Source organism: Methylacidimicrobium tartarophylax (genome assembly GCF_902143375.2).
Taxonomy (GTDB): Bacteria; Verrucomicrobiota; Verrucomicrobiia; order Methylacidiphilales; family Methylacidiphilaceae; genus Methylacidimicrobium; species Methylacidimicrobium tartarophylax.
Genome location: NZ_CABFVA020000011.1, coordinates 1 through 20,105, shown reverse-complemented (window position 1 = coordinate 20,105; position 20,105 = coordinate 1). Strand labels below are relative to the sequence as shown.

The following is a 20,105-nucleotide window of genomic DNA, read 5'->3' as shown; positions in this document are numbered from 1 at the left end:
CCCCGGCTCTGCCGGCGGGCGAAGACGCGAGCCGGGATCCGGGAGGAGACGCGAAGCTCCACGGCGCCATTGCCCACGACTCTTTCCAGGGCATCTAGAAGCGGCTGGTTCACCTGGACAAAGAATTTGCGCGAGGGCTCGATCTCCAGGGCGGCGCCATCGGTCCGATGGCAGAGGAGGCGCACCGCGATTTTTCCGGGCGATTGTTTCAAGATCCGGCCAATCTCTTGCCACCGCTCAGGTTGCCAGCGCTCCAGAGGGATGTGGAGAGCAATGGCCTCGATGAGCTCTTTCCGGGTCTCCTCCAAGGAATGAAGCGCGGTGGCGCGGATGCTGAGTCCCTGGTCTCGCCGGGAGATCGTGCCGGAGAGAATGGCGATTTCGCCCGGTTCCCATCCCTTGGAGAGAGAGGCATAGAGATCGGGGAAGACGATCGCCTCGATCGAGGCCGTGGAATCTTCCATCTGGAGTCGGGCAAAGGGGCGCCGGTCGCGGGTCGACGTCCGCACCTCGACTCGGGAGAGAATGCCGGCCAGCCGAACCGGGGTGCCGTCGGCAAGAGAGCCGAGCGCTCCGATCTCCGCAGTCTGAAAGGGGCGGAGCTGACTCTGGAACTCTTCTACGGGATGACCCGAGAGATAGACGCCCAAGAGCTCTTTCTCGAAGCGAAGCTTTTGGGAGGTGGGGAATTCGGGATGCCCGGAATCCATGTTCACGCGTGTCGGAGAGAGGGCTAGGTCGAAAAGGGAACCCTGCCCTTCGGCGCGCTCGCGGGCTGCGGTTGCCGCCGAGGAGAGGACTTGATCGATTTCGGAGCAGAGCTGCGCTCGCGATCGGTCGAAGTCGTCGCAGGCCCCCGCCTTGATCAGACTTTCCAGAAGTTTATGGTTCAAGGCTCTTCCTGTGGTGCGTAGGCAAAGATCGGACAAGGAGGTGAATGTCTTTGGCTTCCTTGCCTGGACCAGGGTCTCCGCCGCCCCGACTCCGACGTTCTTGATGGCGGCCAGGCCCCAACGAATCCCGCCGCCTTCGACGGTGAAGCGCGCCTCGCTTCGATTGACGTCGGGGCGAAGGACGGAAATCTCCATCCGCCTCGCCTCCGCCACCAGCAAGGCAACCTTGTCGCTGTCCCCCATTTCATTGGAAAGAAGGGCACTCAAGAAAAAGACCGGGTAGTGAGCCTTCAGATAGGCGGTCTGATAGGCGAGGAGGCCGTAGCAGGCGCTGTGGGCTTTGTTGAAGCCGTAGCCCGCGAACTTTTCGAGCGTGTCGAAGATCCGCTCCGCCTGTTCTTCCGGGATCCGGTTTTTCTTCTCACAACCCCGCACGAAGAGGTCGCGGTGCTTGCGCATCTCTTCGGGCTTTTTCTTCCCCATGGCGCGACGCAAGAGATCGGCCTGCCCGAGGGAATAGCCGGCCAGAATGCTCGCGGCCTGCATGACCTGCTCCTGATAGATCATCACCCCGTAGGTATCCTTCAGGATCGGCTCGAGCAAGGGATGGGCATACTCGATCGGAATCTTGCCGAGCTTGCGGTCGGCATAGGCCGGGATGTTCTCCATCGGGCCCGGGCGGTAGAGCGCTACAAGCGCGATCACATCCTCGATGTTGCGCGGTTTGAGCCGACGGCAGAGATCGAGCATGCCCGGAGATTCGAGTTGGAAGATCCCTACGGTTTTTCCGGCGCCCAGAAGCTCATAGGTGGCGGCGTCGTCGAGTGGAATGGAGCCGGGCTTAAGGGAGCGGCCGGTATGCTCCCGGATCGCCGCCAGGGTGTCGGCGATGACGGTGAGCGTCTTGAGTCCAAGAAAGTCCATCTTGAGGAGGCCCACGTCGGCCAGGGGCTCCATCGACCATTGCGTGACGGCTTCTCCCTGCTCGCCCCGGGCGAGCGGGACGAACTGAACGAGATCGGCCGGTGCAATCACCACCCCGGCGGCGTGAACGCCCGGCTGACGCGTCAGGCCTTCCAGGCATTGGGCGAGTCGCAGGACTTCCCGCGCATCTTCCTCATGATCGCTCTCGGCGCGAAGATCGGGGCTTTCCCGAAGAGCCCGCTCCAAGGTCATCGAGGGATCGGTGGGGATCATCTTGGCCAGGCGATCGGCCTGTCCATAGGAGAGCCCGAGGACGCGGGCAACGTCCCGCACGGCCATCTTGGCTCCCAGCGTGCCGAAGGTGATGATCTGGGCGACGGAGCCTTCGCCATACTTTTCGCGGACGTATTGGATCACTTCCGGGCGGCGGTTATAGCAGAAGTCGATATCGATATCCGGGGGCGAGATCCGTTCCGGGTTGAGGAAGCGTTCGAAGACCAGGCCGTAGCGGATCGGATCGATGTCGGTGATCCCGAGGGCATAGGCGACCAAGCTCCCGGCAGCGCTGCCGCGGCCCGGTCCCACGGGAATGCCCCGCTGCTTGGCGTGGTCGATGAAGTCCCAGACGATCAGAAAGTAGCTGACAAATCCGGTCTTCTCGATCACCCCAAGCTCATAGTCGAGCCGGCGGCAAAGCTCTTCGCTTGGCTTTCCGTAACGCTCCTCCAGGCCCTTCTGGCAGAGATCCCGCAGGTAGTCGGCCTGGCTCTTTCCGACGGGGGGAGGGAAAAAAGGGTAGTGGTTGCCGCCTAGCTCGATCTCCAGTCGGCAGCTCTCGGCGATCCGGACCGCATTGGCCAGAGCTTCGGGATGGTGGGGGAAGAGGCTCGACATCTCCTCGGCCGACTTGAAAAAGAACTCGGGAGCTCCGTACCGCTTGCGCGCGCTGTCGGTGAGCCGCGCGCCGGTGCCGATGCAGAGCAGTGCGTCGTGAGCGTCGGCATCCTCCTTATGGAGATAATGCACGTCGTTGGTGGCGACCAGGGGAAGACCCACCTCTTCGGCGAGACCGGCGAGCTTTTCCCGGACGATGGCTTCCTCCGGCAGACCGTGGTTCTGGATTTCGAGATAGAAGCAGCCGGGCTCGAAACAGGAAGCGAGTGCCTCGACGGCTTGGCGGGCGCCGTCGATGTCGCCTTCGAGGATCCGCTGCGGCACTTCCCCTTTGAGACAGCCCGTCGTTCCAATCAACCCCTGGCCATGCTCGCGCAGAAGATCCTTGTCGATGCGGGGCTTGTAATAAAAGCCTTCCAGGTAGGCCGCGGTCGCCAGCCGGAGGAGGTTGTGGTAACCCTCCTCGTTCCGAACCAGAAGGGTCATGTGGCTCGTTCCGGACTGACCGCCCTTCCGGCAGAAACGGCTTTCCCGAGCTAGGTAGGCTTCGTACCCGAGAATGGGTTTAATCCCCGCCGCCCGGCACGCCTTGTAGAATTCGATGGCGCCGTAGAGGTTGCCGTGGTCGGTGAGGGCGACGGCCGGCATCCCGGCCTCGCGCGCGGCCTGGACCAGTTGCGGAATCCGGCAGGTGGCATCGAGCAAGCTGTAATCGGAATGGACGTGCAGATGAACAAAATCGACGGACGCCATGATTCGTCGGAACCTTTCTTTCTTAAAAAACTACTCGATCGGCGCACGATCGCCGAACCGCTTTTTCGTCGCCTTCGCGGACCGGATGAGACGATCCGGCGGGCCTGGTTCGTCGTCATCCGATGCGCGAGGGGCGGACATCGCTGTAGAGCTCTCGAGGAATCTCCGCAAGAAAGCGGGAGGGACGGAGCGAGTTTTCTCCGTAGTGGGAGGCGCGGTAGCGCGGATAGACCAGGAAGAGATGGTCCTGCGCCCGAGTGGTTGCCACGTAGAAGAGCCGGCGTTCCTCCTCTTCCCCCATGAGGGATTCGGTGGAACGACTGGAAGGGAAGAGCCCGTCGGCGAGCATGATCACGAAGACCGTCCGCCATTCGAGGCCCTTGGCCTGGTGGATAGTAGAGAGGTGGACTCCCTCCCGGGAGTTCGAACGATCGGTGTTGGTCAGCAGCGTCAGCTGGGTGAGAAGGCTATCGGTGTCCGGAAATTCGGCGGCAAAGGAGACCAGTTGCGAGAGGTCCTCCAGCCGGTGGGCTGCATCCGCATGCTGCGATTCGACCTGCTCGCGGTAGAAGCCGTCGATCACCTTCTCGATCTGTGCCGCAGGCAGCTGCCGGAGCTCGGGTGAGGCGATCTCCCGTTGGAGCGAAATCCACTGGTTCCAGGAAGCCGTGCACGACTTGGGCGGACTGACGGCGGAGAGATCTCCCTTTCGGGAAAACTCCTCCCAGAGGCGATTCGCCGTCTTCTCTCCCACTCCCGGAAACATCCGGACCACTCGGGAAAACGCGACGGAATCCCGCGGATTGGTCGCCAGGCGCAGAAAGGCCGCGACGTCCTTCAGGTGGGCTTGCTCGAAAAAGCGGAGGCCGCTTGTGATTTCAAAAGGAATTCCCGCCCGAGTCAGTTCGAGCTGGACTTCCAACGCGTGGAAATGGGCGCGATAGAGAATGGCGATCTCTTCCCAGGAAACTCCTTCCCTTCGCAGAGTCTGGATCTGCGAGGCGACGAAGGAGGCTTGCACATTGGCGGTTGGACAAGAGACGACCGCAGGTTTGAGGCGATGGCTGTTTCGGACCGGGGCAAGCTCCTTCGGAAACTGAAACCGGTTTGCCGCGATCGCGGCGTTGGCCAGGGAAAGAATTTCCGGAGTGCTGCGATAGTTCGCACGCAGGTAGAGGACCCGGCACTCGGGATAGCGTTCCGGGAAAGCCAGCATGTTCCGGATGTCGGCTCCGCGCCAGGAATAGATCGACTGGGCGTCGTCTCCCACGGCCATGATCTGACGATGTCCGGCAGCCAAAAGGTGGATGAATTCGGCCTGGAGGCGGCTCGTGTCCTGGTACTCGTCGACCAGAATGTGATGGAAGTGATCCTGGTATTCCTCTCGGATCGAGTTCTGATCGCGCAGCAGCCGGACGGCTTCCGAAAGGAGATCGTCGTAGTCGACCGCCGACGCCTTCTGCTTTCGTTTCCGGTAGAGCCGCGCGAGTTCAACCAGCCGTTCGGTCTGCTCGGCGAAATGAGGAAAGTCTTCGGCGATCAGCTTGTCTAGCGGTGTCTCCCGGTTGGTAGCCAACCCGAAGATCTCGAGGGCACCTTCCCGGCGAGGGAAGTGGACTTCGCTGCGGGAAAGCTTCATCTCCTCGTAGCACTCGGAGAGCAGCTCGGCCGAATCAGCCCGATCCAAGATGGTGAAGCTCGGGTCGTAGCCGGCGAGAGCGGCGTGGCGTCGCAGAAGCCGGTGGGCGAGGTGATGAAACGTTCCTCCCCAGATTGCCTCCGTTCCATGGGGAATCAGTTGGCCGACCCGCTCAAGCATCTGCCGGGCTGCCTTGTTCGTGAAGGTGGCTAAAACGATGCGGGAGGGCTCGACGCCGTTATCCAGGAGATAGGCGACCCGGTAGGTCAGGGCCCGGGTCTTCCCGCTTCCCGCGCCCGCCACGACGAGAATCGGCCCCGGAGTGGCCGTCACCGCTTCCCGCTGCTCTTCGTTGAGGAGATTTACATAATCAATCACGGTCGGATCAAAGTACCGGGGCTTTCGCCGAATGACAATGGAGGGGTGCCTGGAAGCGGAGCATCGTCCACTTGCCCCGGCGCTTTTTCTCTTGGAGCAGAAGGCCCTCCCGGACGAAGCGCTCCTCGATCTCAGGTGCCTGCTCGCGGAGAAGACCGCTGACCAGAAGAACGCCATGGGGGGCGAGCCAAGCCGCGAGCCGGGCAGCCCCTTGCAAAAGCGGCGTCAGATAGAGATTGGCGAGGATCCGGTCGAACGTCTTCCGGCTCCGCCAGCGAGCCAAGTCGGCTTCGACCCAGCGGATGGCGGCGGAGGCAAAGTTGGCCTCCTCGTTCCGGCGGGCCACTGCGAGCGCTGCCGGGTCTGTGTCTAATGCCCAGATGCATGTCGCGCCGAGCCTCCGGGCGGCCAGGGACAGGATGCCGCTGCCCGTGCCGATGTCGAGCACTCGACTCTTGTGCCAGTCCGGGATGGTCACCATTTCCCGCAGAACCATCCCGGTTGTTGCATGTCTCCCGGTGCCGAAGGCCATGCCGGCAGGGATGAAGAGGGAAGGACGCCCGCCCGGGGAAGAATCCTTTTTCCCCAAGTCCTTTGCCGCTTCCGGCACGATCCAGAGTTTTCCCCCGATGCGAAGGGGGTCGCTCGGTACCGCCGCTGCGCTCCAAGCGGAGGAGGCTTTGCGCAGCTTTCCACCGTAATGGTCGAGGAGCTCGCGACCGACGGAAATATCAGGAAGATACGCTTCCAATCGTACGGTCGGACGGCCGGCCAGCCGGTGAAGGACGAGGGAGCCAGGCCCAATAAAATGGAGACGCTCAGCCCAGCAGTCGGCCATCTTTGCGGGAACCAGACGGCTCCACACCCACGGAAAAGCTGACTGGGTCACATCGAGAAGCGGGGACCGAGGTAGAGTTCGCGGGTCACCGGATCGTTGATCAGGAAGTCGCTGGAGCCATGGCTCATGACACGCCCCTCGCAGACGAGGTAGGCGCGATCGACAATGGCCAGAGTCTCTCGGACGTTGTGATCGCTGATGAGTACACTCAAGCCCCGATTGCGCAGTCCGAGCACGATCTGCTGCAGGTCGTCGACGGCAAGCGGATCGACGCCGCTGAACGGTTCGTCGAGGAGAAGGACCGTCGGTGCCGTGGCAAGGGCGCGGGCAATGGTCAGCCGGCGCTTTTCTCCCCCGCTCAGTGCCAGCGCCATGGTGCGACGAAGATGGGCGATGCCGAAGTCCTCCAGGAGTGCTTCGCATCGAGCCGTCCGCTCCTCGGCGTCGACGTCGAGAAAGTCGAGGATCGCCATCAGGTTCTCTTCGACGGTGAGCTTGCGAAAGATGGATTCCTCTTGTGGAAGGTAACCCAGTCCCTTGCGCGCCCGCAGGTGCATCGGCATTCGCGTGACCTTTTGGCCGTCGATGAAGACATCTCCTTGAGTCGGCTGGATCAGGCCGACGAGCATGTAAAAGGTCGTCGTCTTCCCGGCACCGTTAGGGCCCAGAAGCCCGACGATCTCTCCCGTTCGAACGTGAAGGTCGACCCCGTTGACGACTCGCCTGTGGCCGAACTGCTTGACCAGCCCTTCCGCAGAAAGAGGGAAGACCCCGTCCCCTTCCTCTCCTTCGGAATGGTGGAGGACGCGGGATTGAACGGGAAGAGACTCCTCCTCGGCAGGAGGGGCTTCGAAGACTTCCGGGGTCGGTGGGTGCGACGAGGACTCTCCGGCGCCGCGGGGCGGAGGGCCTTTCCAGGGAGGAATGGAGAGAGGGCCTTGAGAGCCGAACGCAGGGAAAGCCGGATTGCGGAGGCCGTCCGGGCCAGAACGATCCATGATGCCTGCGAACAGTAGCAGAAGGTCGGCCGCCGTGCAATGCGCTCCGTCGAACGCGGAAGGAATGGCGCACAGTTTCGATTGGCATTCGGCATCCTTTTTCGCAAGATCGATGCATTGTGAGCGAATCGACGATCGAGAAGCTGGAGCCCAAGGAAGGGCTCTTCGTTTTGCATCTCTTTTACCGTTTCGAGGCCCGGGCGGCTACGGGGTCGGAGGATCCTGCGAAGGTGCTGCTCGCGGGCGTAGAAGCTCTGTTGGCGGAAGCTCGGGGAACCAGTCGCTCCCAAGCGGCGACCCTTTCCCTGATCGGACCGGCGGATCTCGGTTTTGTTTTTCTCTCTCCCGATCTTTATCGGCTTCATAGTTGGGAAAAGCGTCTTGGCGCGCTGCTCGGACGGCACGGGTGGACGAAGGTCTTTTCCTTCTTCTCGATGACCGAGCGCTCCGACTACACGATGTCGGAAGAGGAGCAGGCCGATCAGCTCGCCTCTCACGATGGATTGGTCCCGGGCTCGCCGGAATTCGAGCAGAGGATGAACGCCTTCCGCGAGCGGAGCCGCTACTACACCGAGGTTCGGCTCTATCCGACCTTGCCGGACTGGCGCTTCTTCGCTTTTTATCCGATGAACAAGAAAAGGGAACCGGGCGCCAACTGGTATGCTCTCCCCTTTTCAGAACGGAAGGAGCTGATGCAGGGGCATGCGCGCATCGGGAGGAGCTACGCAGGCCGGGTGATCCAGTATGTGACGGGTTCGACCGGGCTGGACGACTGGGAATGGGGCGTAACTCTCTTCGCGCAGGATCCCTACGAGGTCAAAGCGATTGTGGCGGAGATGCGCTTTGATCCCGTGAGCGCCCATTACGGGGAGTTTGGACCCTTCTTCACGGGGTTGCAGGCATCGGTGGGCGAGGTCGTCCTCCGGCTCGCCGGTTCCCCCTAGCACCGCCGGCATCTTGTGCCGGGTTTCTGAGAGAAAGGGTTATCCAGTCAGGCAATAGGAGTTGGGTAATTGGAATAAGTGTGAGCGAAAATCGATCTTGATCCATGCAACGAGTTACTCTTTACGTGAAAACGGGTTGTCCATGGTGCGTCGAGGTAGAGGCCGTACTCCAGCGGTACAGAATATCCTACGACCGACTCGACGTTTTACGGAATTCGGAAGCCTATCGCCGGATGAAAGCGATCTCCGGTCAGTCGCAGGCACCCACCATGGAGTGGGAGGACGAAGTGCTTGCGGACTTCGGGGCCGAGGAACTCGAGGCCTTTTTGCGCGACAAGGATCTTTCTTAAGACCCCTCCGGCGGCTTCACTCCTTGGTGTCCTTGGTGAGAGCGGGAAGTCCCTGCCGGATGCGGGCGAGGTCTTCCTTGATCTCTTTTCGCTCCGCCGGCTTGAGATAATCGATAAAGAGTCTGCCGTAGAGGTGGTCAACCTCGTGTTGGATGACGACAGCGAGAAAGCCGCTCGCCTCGAAGACCAGAGGTTTCCCTTGAAGATCTTGTGCGCGGACCGAAACGCGTCGGGAACGGGGAACATCGATCCGGAGTCCGGGGAAGCTCAAACAGCCCTCGTTTCCGATCTCCTTCGATTTCGTCAACGAAACAACGGGATTGACCAGGAAGAGGGGCATCTGCTCTTCCACCGGTACCGGCTTTCCCCGGATGATCATCGTGGAAGAAGTTTTGGTTCTTTTCACATCGATCACCGCGAAGAGCAAGGGCTTGCCCACCTGTTGGGCGGCCAGGCCCACCCCTTGATTGGCGACCATGGTTTCCTGCATGTCCTCGGCGAACTTGCGCAGATCCGCGTCAAAGCGGCGGACGGGTTTGCCGGGCTGGCGAAGGACCGGGTTGCCGAACAGAACGATCGGGAGAATCACGGTTGCGGGCTCTGCGACGATTTGGCGTCTACGGTAAAGGTAGGGAGATTGACAATGCCCGCAACCTTTGCGGCATCCATGACCTGAAGAATGATTTCAAAAGGAGCCTTCTTGCTGGCCTTTAAAGCGATCTTCGTTTCCGGAGACTTGGCGAGAGTCTCCTTCAGGAGACGGCCTAGTTCCTTAGGCACGACCGGTTTATCATCGAGAAACACCTTTTCCTCCTCGGTCACATAGATGATGCGAGGGACGTCCGCCCGAACCGGTTTGGCCCGGGCCGATTCCGGGAGGTCGATCTTTACGGCCGGCTCCTCTCGCTGAAAGGTCGTCGTGACGACGAAAAACAAGAGCACGATCGACAGAATGTCGATCAGGGACACCAGGTTAATGAGGGGTTGCCGCTTTGGCCGCTCAACGAATCGCATCGGAACTCCTGCTCAAATGAGACGATTCCTGGTCGCGATCAAGAAAAATGCGAGCCTTCCCTCTCCTGAGCGAACGATCCGCTTGCGCATGGGCAAAGAGCCGAGCGGCCTCAAGGAGCAGTCGGCCGTGCTTCCTGCGAGAGGACGGGAGGAACCCGGTTCGACTGCTGAAAAAAGATGTAGGAGAGGAGGAGGGACATTTTGTCCTCCCGGGGGATGCGAAGGCTGGCGGGCACACGAAAGGGAGTGGTACTGGTAAACAGTAGCCGGACCTTTCCATCGGCCAGGAGGAAGACGTGAACGAGGGGAGTTTGTGGCGGAGGGAGCCCTTCATGGATGACTACGTAGGTTCCACCGAGCGAGTCGGTTCTGCCGACCAGTGCATGCGTCGCTTTCCGGTTGAGGTGGTGCTCGATGAATTTTCGCGGTTTGTCCGGCAGCGACTCAAGGAAAGTCCGGAGCCCTCCCGTCGGATCGAATGGGGTCTCCTGGCCCGCCCGAGGGGTGCCGTCAAGCGCCGGAGCCTGACCGGACGAGGAGGAGTTCGCCGGGCCCATCTGCACGGGATGAAGGGGAGTCTCGGAGGGCGCTCGATCGGGAGCTCTGCCCTCCGATGCGGATTGGCTGGGAAGTGGATATTCCGGATCGCTTTGCGCCTCGGCTCGGTAGGGAAGAGCCAGGGCTGCGAGAAGGAGAGGCAGTGCGGCGATCCCCGATCGGAAAGCGCCGGGTTTCATCGACTCGCTATTTGCGAACCCACGCTCCATCCGGTTGCTGGACATACTCTCCAGGGAAAGCCCGCCTGGACCAACGCCGTGCATACTCATCCTGGATCTCCTCAAAGGTCTTTCCCTGTAGTTTCGTTTGGGCCATGTAGAGTTTCAGGCGGTCTCGATTTTCATCCTGGACCACATGCTCGGCGAACTGCTTGTAGGCAACATCCGCTGGTGGATTGACGACGGCAAGAAAGCCATCGCGATCTTCTCCGATTACGCCCGCGTTTTTCAAGCCTTGGATTTCTCCCGAACGAAGCCGGCGGTGCTCCGCGACCTCGGGCGCGACCGGAGACACGTGGGCGCTCTGTTTCTCGGTGACTTCCACGTTCATGCGAACGTGGATGCGCACCGGCTCCGGGGTCGTCACGCGCACGGTGGGAGAGCAGCCGAGGAGAGTGATCGGGACGGCGAGAAGAAACCATCCCTTACGGGGAAATCGGTGGATACTCTCCATTCGTTTGCTCCGGCAACTGATCAGAATTTGGCCCGAGAGACAAGCCGCTTGCAATCGGCGCCCCCATCCGAGGATCTTGTTGCCAGCGAATCCTGAAGTTTCTCTTCCCATCGGGTCCGCGCAGCTCCAACCGGAGGCGGCTTTCCGGGAGGGCGTAGGAGAGCGAGAGAAAACCGACGGAGTAGGCGTAGCGGCGCAGGGATTGACCGAGAATCTGGACGAGTTGCCGCTTGGCGGGACTCCAATCGGCGGGGAGGCGTTGGAGAAAGCGGTCGATATCGCGCATCTCCAGGGTTCCCGGACCATCGAGCGTCAAAAAGCCGAAGGCGTTTTGCGGACTCGTTCCCCGCGCATCGAGGTGGAGGCGGCCGTCCGCCGTCCCGGTCAGGGCCAAGGCAAAGCGGTCGCTCATAAACTGCTGTGCGATCGGCTCCACGGAGACTCCGTTGAGGTGAACCCATCCATCCCACGGGAAGTCTTTCTGGAAACGGATCGAGAATCCCCCGCCTGCATCTCCTCCGTAGAGCTTGCCGCCGAAATGGCCGAAGATTCCCTCGCTGTTGAAGGTTACGTCGAGCCAATCGTCGGTGGCTCGGATCCCGCGCCAGGAAACCTCCTTAAAAAGGACGGTATGGACCAGGTTGTTCGCCCGCGGCTCGCTCAGCGGCAGGTTGAAGGAGAGACGTCCCCGTCGCACGTCGAGGATGACATGATAAGAAGGGTACTCGATTCTCCCCGGCATGATCTCGATCTCGTTCTTGAGACTCGCCTGCGTCCAATCGTTGAGCGAAACGTTTTCCGAGCTTAGTCCAAAGAGAAAGGGAAGCACGATCCCCGGAGCGCCGAAGGCGCTGATCACGAATTGTCCTCCTCGGAGGAGCATCTTGTCGGCGATCCACTGTTCCAGGGTCCGTTCGCGCCGTCTCTTTCGTCGGATCTCCTCCTCCTTGCGAAACTGCTCGACATACCAGAAGAGATCGGGGCCGAGATAGAGCACCGGATCGAAGATCGCCAGTTGATCGACCCGATGCTGCGAGAGTCCCCGCCAGGAAAACTTGATCCGGAGAGATTCGATGCTGAGGATCTTGGAGAGAGGGTCATAGGGGGAGTAGATCATCACGTTGCGCGCGGCGGCGAGATTGATCAGGCGATCATCCTGACTCAGGCCGACCACCGGGACGTCGTGGAGCTCGATCGGCTGTCCATGAAAGCCTAAGGCCAGGGGGATCGGCGGCAGGTGGGGGGCGAGCCGGTCGATATTGATCGTGGCCCGCGTCACGCGGATGATGTCGATTTGGAGGCGGGGTTTGGGAAGGAACCGGAGCCACGGATTTGCGGGCTTTCCCTTCGATGCTCGCTCCAAAAAAGCGATCAAGGAGGAACTCCAGACTATGGGGGAATGGATTTCGACGTAACCAAGCCTCTGCCGGAAAAGGAGATCGTCCCATCTCCACCGGATCAGAACCTCGGAGATCCGGCCGACCTCCCCGAGCGAGACGCCGTGGAGGCGAAAGGCCGTAGAAGAGAGCCACTCGGCCGAGTCGATATCCAGGGGAAGCGCAAGGTGACGGGCGAGTCCGGTGAGGAGTTCGGAAGTGTTGGCTCGGATGCGGCGTCCAGCCCATGGGCCTCCGACGAAAACGAGCAGCGCAAGGGCGGCAAGCGCTCCGAGCAGCAGGCCGATACGCCGAGGGAACCTTCTCTTCCCGGGATGGCTCACCCGCGGAGGCGGCTCTTGTCCATCGCCGGTCATCGAGAACGAGATCTTAGCAGCGGCCGTGGAACGCGAAAACCGCAAAGCGGAGCGTTGCGTGAATAAGTCGGTAAAAAGAGATTGAAAAGCGGGAGGATGCCGCGTTTGCTGTGAAAATAATAAAACGGGCTTTTTACCTCTTATGAATATTACCTCCGAAACGACGCGAAACGAGAATGAACTACCCGGTCCCAAGGTAACGGTACTTACGCGGGACACCGAGTTCCGCGGAACGGTTGGGTTCACGGGCGAGCTTCAGCTCAACGGGAGGCTGGAGGGAGAGATTCTCTCGGAAGACGGAACCCTGGTGATCGGCGACACCGCACTTGTTAAAGCCGATATTCGCGCGAAGAAGGTGGTCGTTCGTGGACGGGTCTTCGGCAATATTCTGGCCCGGGAGCGGCTCGAGCTGGTCGGATCGGCCCGGGTCTTCGGCGACGTGCAATCCGGAGCCCTGGCGATCGAGCAGGGAGCGGTCTTCGTCGGCAAATCCGAGAGCCTCCAATCGGATAAGGTTGAGAGACCGGAGACCGACTCCTTTTTCAAGCTGTTGACCCCGGCTGGGAGAGAAGGTGCGCCGGCGCGGCCGCTCAAGGGCCCCGAAGCGGCAAAGCCGCTTCCTGCTACTCCTATGGGAGGAAAGCCCGTGGAGAAGGGAATCCCCTCGTAGCGCGCAGAGCACGACCCCGCTACCATGGGTTTGCGAATCGGAATTGTCGGAGTCACGGGGGCAGTCGGTCAGGAGGCCCTTCATCTCCTGGAAGGGGGGACCCTTCCGATCGCCGAAATCCGTCTCTTTGCTTCGAGCCGTTCCGCAGACCGAATTCTCTCGTTTCGTCATGAACCGATTCGGGTGGAGGAGGTCGGTGAGGAGAGGCTGGCTGCGCTCGATTATGTCTTCTTTAGCGCCGGCGGTTCGGTCTCCCGCCGGTATGCCCCGATTGCGGTGAAGGGCGGAGCGGTCGTCATCGACAACTCTTCGGCTTTTCGAATGGCGGACGAGGTCCCGCTCGTCGTGCCGGAAGTCAACGCGAAGACGTTGCGCCGCCATTCGGGAATCATCGCCAATCCGAACTGCACCGCAGCGATCCTGGCCACTGCGGTCTGGCCTCTTCATCAAGCCGCCGTCGTCGAACGGATCGTGGTGGCGACCTACCAAGCCGCAAGCGGAGCCGGTGCGAAGGCGCTCTCCGAACTCGATGCCCAAGTGCGGCAATATGCGGCCGGCGAAGCGATTCGGAAGAAGGTTTTTCCCGAACAGATCGCCTTCAACGTCTTTTCCCACAACACCCCTGTCGATGAATCCGGCTTCAACGAAGAGGAGAACAAGGTCGCGCAGGAGATTCGCAAGATCTTCGGAGAACCGACCCTGGGTATCTGCGCCACCTGTATCCGAGTGCCGGTCTTTCGGGCGCATTCGGAGGCGATCGTGCTGGAGACCCGGCGCAAGCTCTCGGCCGAGGAGGCCCGGGAGATTCTCCGCCACGCTCCCGGTGTCGTGGTTGTCGACGACCGGCAGGCCAACCAGTTCCCGACTCCGCTGGAAGCCGCGGGCAAGCGGGAAATCCTGGTGGGCCGTCTTCGCGAGGATCCGTCGCATCCCCGGGCGCTCGCCCTCTTCGTGAGCGGCGACCAGCTCCTCAAGGGAGCGGCCTGGAACGCGATCCAGATCCTCGAGCGGTTGGCCGCAGGGTAAAACCGGTTCCGCGGACCCGCTTGGGCGCGAACCATTCCTTCGTAAGCGAGAAAGGCGCGAAGCCTTCCTTCTACCTGTTTGGGATTCGGAGAGGATCGCGTATGATCATGGCATGACCATTCGACTGCGAATCGGCGGCATGACTTGTTCCAACTGTTCCCGGCATGTGCAAACGGCGTTGAGTGCGGTTCCCAAGGTGACCTCGGCGCGGGTCGACCTCGAGAAGGGCAGAGCGACGGTGGAGGTCGGGGAGGGTGGTCCTTCTTCGGCGGCGCTGGTCGAGGCGGTGCAGAAGGCAGGCTATGAGGCGGCACCGGCGGAAGACGAGGAGGACTCATCCGGCCCTTGGCAGCGGGGCCTGCTGGTAGGGGTCGTTTTCACTCCGCTCCTTTTTGTTCTGCCTTGGCTCGTTCGGGCCCCGCCCCATCCGCATTGGCTCGGCTGGCTCGAGTTTGTACTAGCCCTTCCGGTGCAACTGATTACCGGGCGTCCGTTCTATCAGGGGGCCTACCGTCAACTCCTCCACGGGAGGCTCGACATGGACGTGCTGGTCTCCCTGGGGAGTTCCGCTGCCTTCCTCTTGAGTGTCTATGGCCTTTTTCGGCCCGGAGCCCTCGAGCACGGCTATTTTGACGAGGCAGCAGCGATTCTTACCTTGGTGAGCGTAGGGCATTGGCTGGAGGCTCGAGTCTCCCTCCGCGCCTCCCGGACTCTGCGCACCCTCTTGTCTCTGGCCCCTCCAAAGGCGCGCCGACGCCTCTCCGACGGGGAGGAGGAAGAGGTCTCGGTGGAGCAGCTACGGAAGGAGGACCTCGTGATTCTGGGTCCGGGGGATCGCGTGCCTGTCGACGGGGTCATCGAGGAAGGGAAGGGGGTTCTCGATGAAAGCATGCTCACCGGGGAATCCCAACTGGTGGAGAAGGCGCTTGGCGGGCTGCTCTATGCAGGAACGATCAACGTGAGCCGGCGGATCGTGATGCGCGTGTCGGCCGCGGGATCCGAGACGGTGCTCGCGCACATCGCGGCAGTGGTCGAACGAGCCCAGCAGAGCCGGGCGGCGATCCAGCGGCTGGTCGACCGGGTGAGCAATATCTTCGTCCTCGCAGTCCTGGCGCTGGCGGGAGGAACCGTTCTCGGCTGGGGATGGTTCGGCCTCGGGTGGGAGAGAGCCCTCCTTCGGGCGGCCTCCGTTCTGGTCGTGGCCTGCCCCTGCGCGATGGGCCTTGCGACTCCCGCAGCGATCCTCGTGGCGGCCAATGTGGCGGCCCGCAGAGGCGTTCTCTTGCGCGACGCACAGGCGCTCGAAAAATGCGGGAGAATCCGGAGAATCGTCTTCGACAAGACCGGCACGCTCACCGAGCCGACCGTGGGAAAGCCCACCTATTATGGGGAGGCTCCCCAGGAAGCGGAGAGGCTGGCTCGGGCGCTGGCGGCACCGAGCCGCCATCCGCTCAGCCAAGCGGTCTCCCGGTATTGTGCCGAATGGCCAGGCGCGGAGATAAAAGAGTGGGAAGAGGAGCGTGGCCTGGGAGTGCAGGCACTCTACCGGGGCGAGACCGCACGGCTGGGTTCGCTCCGCTGGCTTGCGGAATTGGGAGTCGCGCTTCCTCAGGAGGCTGCGAGCGGAGCGAACGGAACGCTTGGCCTTGCGTTGGGGAAGCAGCTCTTGGCAACCCTGCCGGTTCTTGCCCGGCCCAAGCCCTCTGCGGCCGGAGTTCTGCGCGGACTCCAAGAGCAGGGTTATGCGGTCTACCTCTTTTCCGGCGACCAGGCGGAGGCGTCGTTCGCCTTTTCTCGAGAGGTTGGTATTCCGAAGGAACGGACCTTCGCCGAGGTGCGCCCGGAAGCCAAGGCCGAGCTCGTGCAGAAGCTCCAATCCCAGGGGGGAGGAGTCGCGTTCGTCGGGGATGGGATCAACGATGCCCCGGCGTTGGCGCAAGCCGACCTCGGCATCGCCGTTCTCCAGGCGACCGACATTGCCCGGGAATCCGCCGACGTCATTCTTCTGCGGAAAGACATCGAGGCGATCCCGGGAATCCTCTCCTTGAGCTCGAAGACGCTCCGCACGATCCACGAAAATCTCTTCTGGGCCTTTTTTTACAACGCGGCGGCTATTCCTTTGGCGATCTTTGGCGTGCTCTCCCCGGCTCTCTGTGCGGCGGCAATGGGCATGTCCGACCTGTTCGTCGTCGGGAATGCCTTGCGACTCTACCGCCGGTGACGTACGAAAGGGGATCTCGTCCTGCGCCGCCGGGACGAGCGGGAACCGTCAAACGATATGGGTTGGGATCTCTGGCTTTTTTACGAGATCAACACTCATTGGACCTGCCCCCTGCTGGATTGGTGGATGCCTCGGATCTCCCACTACCACCATTTTCAGGGCATCGTTCTGGTGGGAGTGGTGCTTTTGACTGCGTTCGGCCGCTTCCGGGATCGCTGTTTTCTGGGCCTCGTAGGGATCAGCCTCGTCGTGGGGGATATGGGAGTGACCGACGGCCTGAAGCATCTCGTGCACCGTCCCCGTCCCTTTTCCGTGCTTCCCGGAGTGCGGGAGGTCGATGAAGGGAAGATTTCCTGGTCCGATCCGAGCCAGGGGCCCCAAGGCCACTCCTTCCCTTCGGGGCACGCGGCGAACAATGCGGCGCTCGCCTATCTGGCCAATGTCGTCTATGGCCCGCGAATGGCCTGGGTTTGGCTCTGGGCGGGACTGGTGGGCTACTCGCGGATTTATCTCGGAGTCCATTATCCGTCGGATGTTCTCGCCGGATGGCTTGTGGGAGCCTTTTATGCCTGGGCGTTGAGCGCCGGAACGGAGTACGCCTGGCATCGATGGGGAAGGCAGCTTTTTCCACGGCTTTACGCCGCCCATCCCCGACTTCTCTTTGCTTCGGCGCAGAGGAAGGAAGGCCGGCAGGGGGAGCAGGAAAGTAAGAGCGGTTGACGGAAGATGCTGATTTCCGCAAAAGCTGTCTTCCTTGGCCCCGGAGAGGTTCTCGTTCCCGGGATGGTTCGCATCCTGGGGAATCGCATCGTTCAAGTGGCCGAGGAGCTTTCTCCGCGGATGGGCGAGGAGCGGGTCGTTCTCGAGGACGCCGTTCTCTCTCCGGGGCTGCTGAACGCCCACGTTCATCTGGATTATACGGGACTTCGGGGGAAGCTTCCGGCCATCTCCTTTCCGGCATGGGTCAAGGAGATCCTTCGTCTCAAGGCAACCTTGCATCGGGAGTCGCTCGAAGCGGCGCTCGACGAAGGATTCGGTCTCCTCGCTCGTTCCGGCACGACCGGGGTGGGCAACATGGAGGCCTACCCGGAACTTCTGCTTCTGGCCGATCGGTTTCCCCTGCGCTGCTGGTGGTTTCTGGAACTGATTGATCTCCGTCCCCACGTCTGGTCCGAGGAAGCGGCGTGTGCGGTTCTGCGATTTTTCGACAATCCCCCCGTCCCGCTCGGCAAACTTGGACTGGCCCCGCATGCGCCCTACACGGTTTCCCCCGAGCTCTATCGCCTAGTCCGGGAAGGCGCAGAGCGCTTCCGCCTTCCGGTGACCACGCATGTGGCGGAGTCGCCCGAGGAGTGGACGATGTTTTGCCAAGGAGACGGGGAACTCCTGGATCTAGTCAGCCAAGCCGGCCGTCCTAGGCCGACCGGCGAAGAGCTTTCTCCGCTCCAGTGGCTCGATCGGACCGGCGGCCTTGCTCCCGGCATGATGTTGGTCCACTTGAACTATCTCTGCGAGGCGGACTGGGCTCTTTTGGCTAGGCGGCAGTTTTCGGTCGTCCACTGCCCGAAGTCGCACGCCTTCTTTTCCTACGCGCCCTTTCCCCTGGAGCGGATGCTTTCGCTCGGAATCCCCGTCTGCCTGGGCACCGATAGCTTGGCCAGCAACGACACGCTTGATTTGCGCGAAGAGATTCGCCAAGCGCGCCGGTTGCATCCAGGAATCCCCCCGGAGCGATGGTGGGAGATGGTCACGGCAGCACCGGCGCGAGCGCTGGGCCTGCCTGGAACCTTGGGTGAGATCCGCAGCGGGGCCTGGGCGGACCTCGCGGCATTTCGATGGCGGAGCGGACTTGATCCCTGGGAATCCTGCATCGAGAGCCGGGAAGAGCCGCTTTTCCTCATGGTTCACGGAAGAGTGCTCAAGGCGGAGGGGCGTTGGTTCTCATGAGTAGAGAATTTCGCACCGCACTCGGCAGGGAGTTGGAAGAACTGGCGGAAGCCGGGCTGCTCCGGTCTCTGCCTCAGCCTGCCGGTGCAGGAGGAGAGGGGACCGTAGAAGGAAAAACGCCTTGGCTCAACTTTGCCTCGAGCGACTACCTGGGTCTTTCTCACCATCCGGAGGTGATCGAAGCGGGCTGTCGAGCTTTTCGGGAACGGGGTGCGGGCGCCGGCGCCTCTCGCCTGCTCTGTCCGGATGCCGATCTCCAGCGGGATCTGGAGGCGCGCCTGGCTTCCTGGAAGCGCCGGGAAGCGGCGCTGGTCTTTCCGAGCGGTTATGCGGCCGCGGCCGGTACGATCCCGGTGCTCGTGGGAGCGGAGGACCTGGTCGTGCTCGACCGGCTCAGCCACGCGTCGCTCATCGACGGGGCGCGCGCCAGCAAGGCCACCCTTCGCGTCTTTCCCCACAACGACCTCCATGGGCTGGAGGAGATCTTACGCCGGTATCGCCCGAGATCCCGGCGGGCGCTCGTGGTGACCGAATCGGTCTTTTCGATGGATGGGGATATCACCCCGCTCCAGGAGCTGGTTGCCCTGAAGGAAAGATACGAGGCATGGTGTCTGGTGGACGAGGCGCACGCAGAAGGAGTCTTCGGTCGGACCGGAGCCGGGATCATCGAGGCGCTCGGCTTGGAAGGGCGGATCGAGGTCGAGCTGGGAACCCTTTCCAAGGCACTCGGGTCCGGAGGAGGATTCGTGGCTGGCGACCGGGAGCTCATCGACCTGCTGATCAACCGCGCCCGCCCTTTTGTCTACTCGACGGCCTTGCCGCCGCCTTCAGCCGGGGCGGCCAAGGCCGCTCTCGCCCTATTGACTTCGGGAGAGGGGACGCGGCGGCGCGAACGGCTCCGGGAAATCATCGCTCTTTTCGGAGGAGGTCAGAGCGAGCGGTCTCCCATCTTTCCCGTGATCTGCGGGGAGGAAAGGCGGGCGACGGCGGTCGCCGCCCGGCTTCGGAAGAGAGGAATCTTTGCCCCGGCCATCCGCTTTCCGACCGTCCCCAAAGGAGCTGCCCGGCTGCGGATTTCGCTCTGCTCCTTTCACACCCCGGAAGAGATCCGGTTGCTTCAAGCGGAGCTCGAGCGCGAAGAATGAGGAGTTCCGAAGAGCGAGACAAGGACTTCGTCTGGCATCCCTTTACTCCCGATCGACCCTGGCGGGATCCGGCTTACGGCCTGCCGGTGATCGTGCGCGCAGAAGGTCCTTATCTGTGGGACGAAAAGGGGAAGCGGTATTGGGATGGCAACTCCTCGATCTGGACGAATGTCCATGGACACCGTCATCCCCGGCTTGTCGCGGCGGTTCGGGATCAGCTCGAGCGAATCGACCATGTCTCGTTTCTCGGCCTGACCCATCCCTGGGGAGCCGAGCTTGCGGAACGGCTTTCGGGGATTGCGGCGGGCGAGAGCGGCCCCCGATACCGGACTTTTTTTTCGGACGACGGGGCCACGGCGATCGAAGCGGCCGTGAAGATCGTCTGGCAATATTTCCAGCAAAACGGCCAGCCCCAGCGTGATCTCTTTCTCTGCCTTGCGGAGAGCTACCATGGGGACACGGTCGGCGCGATGAGCGTGGCCCAAAGC

General features: G+C 61.9%; 18 protein-coding genes. 9 read left to right on the top strand and 9 right to left on the bottom strand.

The genetic code is table 11. The annotated features are described in order from the left end of the window. From dnaE to lptB, 4 genes are all read right to left on the bottom strand, one after another. Nucleotides 1–3,464 (bottom strand): DNA polymerase III subunit alpha (gene dnaE / locus MAMT_RS01395; protein WP_142659159.1); only part of this gene is annotated, 3,464 nt, incomplete at its 3' end. A gap of 115 nt (nucleotides 3,465–3,579) precedes the next feature. Next, the gene (locus MAMT_RS01390; protein WP_246186459.1) at nucleotides 3,580–5,481 is read right to left on the bottom strand and encodes an ATP-dependent helicase; all 1,902 of its coding nucleotides are present in this window, start codon (nucleotides 5,479–5,481) and stop codon (nucleotides 3,580–3,582) included. 7 nt (nucleotides 5,482–5,488) lie between these two features. Then, nucleotides 5,489–6,319, bottom strand: a complete 831-nt coding sequence (locus tag MAMT_RS01385; protein ID WP_142659158.1) for a 50S ribosomal protein L11 methyltransferase — start codon at nucleotides 6,317–6,319, stop codon at nucleotides 5,489–5,491. 47 nt (nucleotides 6,320–6,366) lie between these two features. Next, nucleotides 6,367–7,317 (bottom strand): LPS export ABC transporter ATP-binding protein, encoded by a 951-nt coding sequence (gene lptB, locus MAMT_RS01380; RefSeq protein WP_246186458.1) that lies wholly within the window; start codon nucleotides 7,315–7,317, stop codon nucleotides 6,367–6,369. A gap of 119 nt (nucleotides 7,318–7,436) precedes the next feature. Between lptB and MAMT_RS01375 the strand changes: the two genes are divergently transcribed. Together MAMT_RS01375 and MAMT_RS01370 are read left to right on the top strand one after the other, a co-directional pair. Then, nucleotides 7,437–8,261 (top strand): chlorite dismutase family protein, encoded by an 825-nt coding sequence (locus MAMT_RS01375; protein WP_246186457.1) that lies wholly within the window; start codon nucleotides 7,437–7,439, stop codon nucleotides 8,259–8,261. Nucleotides 8,262–8,365: 104 nt separating this feature from the next. Next, complete coding sequence (locus MAMT_RS01370) at nucleotides 8,366–8,611, top strand: glutaredoxin family protein (protein WP_142659157.1); 246 nt, start codon at nucleotides 8,366–8,368, stop codon at nucleotides 8,609–8,611. 16 nt (nucleotides 8,612–8,627) lie between these two features. Here MAMT_RS01370 and def read toward each other — a convergent pair whose 3' ends face one another. From def to MAMT_RS01345, 5 genes are all read right to left on the bottom strand, one after another. Beyond that, nucleotides 8,628–9,200 (bottom strand): peptide deformylase, encoded by a 573-nt coding sequence (gene def, locus MAMT_RS01365; RefSeq protein WP_218579732.1) that lies wholly within the window; start codon nucleotides 9,198–9,200, stop codon nucleotides 8,628–8,630. Beyond that, nucleotides 9,197–9,625, bottom strand: a complete 429-nt coding sequence (locus MAMT_RS01360; protein WP_142659155.1) for an ExbD/TolR family protein — start codon at nucleotides 9,623–9,625, stop codon at nucleotides 9,197–9,199. Before MAMT_RS01360 ends, def begins: the two co-directional genes overlap by 4 nt. A gap of 110 nt (nucleotides 9,626–9,735) precedes the next feature. Next, nucleotides 9,736–10,362 carry a hypothetical protein gene (locus MAMT_RS01355; RefSeq protein ID WP_142659154.1) on the bottom strand — a complete coding sequence of 209 codons (627 nt, stop codon included), beginning with the start codon at nucleotides 10,360–10,362 and terminating at the stop codon, nucleotides 9,736–9,738. Between the two features lie 7 nt (nucleotides 10,363–10,369). Continuing rightward, nucleotides 10,370–10,855 (bottom strand): DUF1318 domain-containing protein, encoded by a 486-nt coding sequence (locus MAMT_RS01350; RefSeq protein ID WP_142659153.1) that lies wholly within the window; start codon nucleotides 10,853–10,855, stop codon nucleotides 10,370–10,372. After that, nucleotides 10,827–12,608 (bottom strand): AsmA family protein, encoded by a 1,782-nt coding sequence (locus MAMT_RS01345; protein WP_142659152.1) that lies wholly within the window; start codon nucleotides 12,606–12,608, stop codon nucleotides 10,827–10,829. Before MAMT_RS01345 ends, MAMT_RS01350 begins: the two co-directional genes overlap by 29 nt. Nucleotides 12,609–12,750: 142 nt before the next feature. Between MAMT_RS01345 and MAMT_RS01340 the strand changes: the two genes are divergently transcribed. The 7 genes from MAMT_RS01340 to MAMT_RS01310 all read left to right on the top strand — a co-directional run. After that, nucleotides 12,751–13,278 carry a bactofilin family protein gene (locus MAMT_RS01340; RefSeq protein WP_142659151.1) on the top strand — a complete coding sequence of 176 codons (528 nt, stop codon included), beginning with the start codon at nucleotides 12,751–12,753 and terminating at the stop codon, nucleotides 13,276–13,278. 24 nt (nucleotides 13,279–13,302) lie between these two features. Next, entirely contained in the window at nucleotides 13,303–14,304 is a 1,002-nt protein-coding gene (locus MAMT_RS01335) for an aspartate-semialdehyde dehydrogenase (protein ID WP_142659150.1), read from the top strand. A 112-nt stretch (nucleotides 14,305–14,416) separates the two neighbouring features. Beyond that, a complete protein-coding gene (locus MAMT_RS01330) occupies nucleotides 14,417–16,525 on the top strand; it encodes a heavy metal translocating P-type ATPase (protein WP_142659149.1) in 2,109 nt (702 codons plus the stop codon). A 57-nt stretch (nucleotides 16,526–16,582) separates the two neighbouring features. Next, on the top strand, nucleotides 16,583–17,245 hold the full coding sequence (locus tag MAMT_RS01325; RefSeq protein WP_142659148.1) for a phosphatase PAP2 family protein: 663 nt from the start codon (nucleotides 16,583–16,585) through the stop codon (nucleotides 17,243–17,245). 6 nt (nucleotides 17,246–17,251) lie between these two features. After that, a complete protein-coding gene (locus MAMT_RS01320; protein ID WP_142659147.1) occupies nucleotides 17,252–18,472 on the top strand; it encodes an amidohydrolase family protein in 1,221 nt (406 codons plus the stop codon). Then, nucleotides 18,469–19,617 (top strand): aminotransferase class I/II-fold pyridoxal phosphate-dependent enzyme, encoded by a 1,149-nt coding sequence (locus MAMT_RS01315; protein WP_142659146.1) that lies wholly within the window; start codon nucleotides 18,469–18,471, stop codon nucleotides 19,615–19,617. Before MAMT_RS01320 ends, MAMT_RS01315 begins: the two co-directional genes overlap by 4 nt. Beyond that, the coding region (locus tag MAMT_RS01310; protein WP_142659145.1) for an aminotransferase class III-fold pyridoxal phosphate-dependent enzyme at nucleotides 19,614–20,105 on the top strand (492 nt) is incomplete at its 3' end. The genes MAMT_RS01315 and MAMT_RS01310, both read left to right, overlap by 4 nt.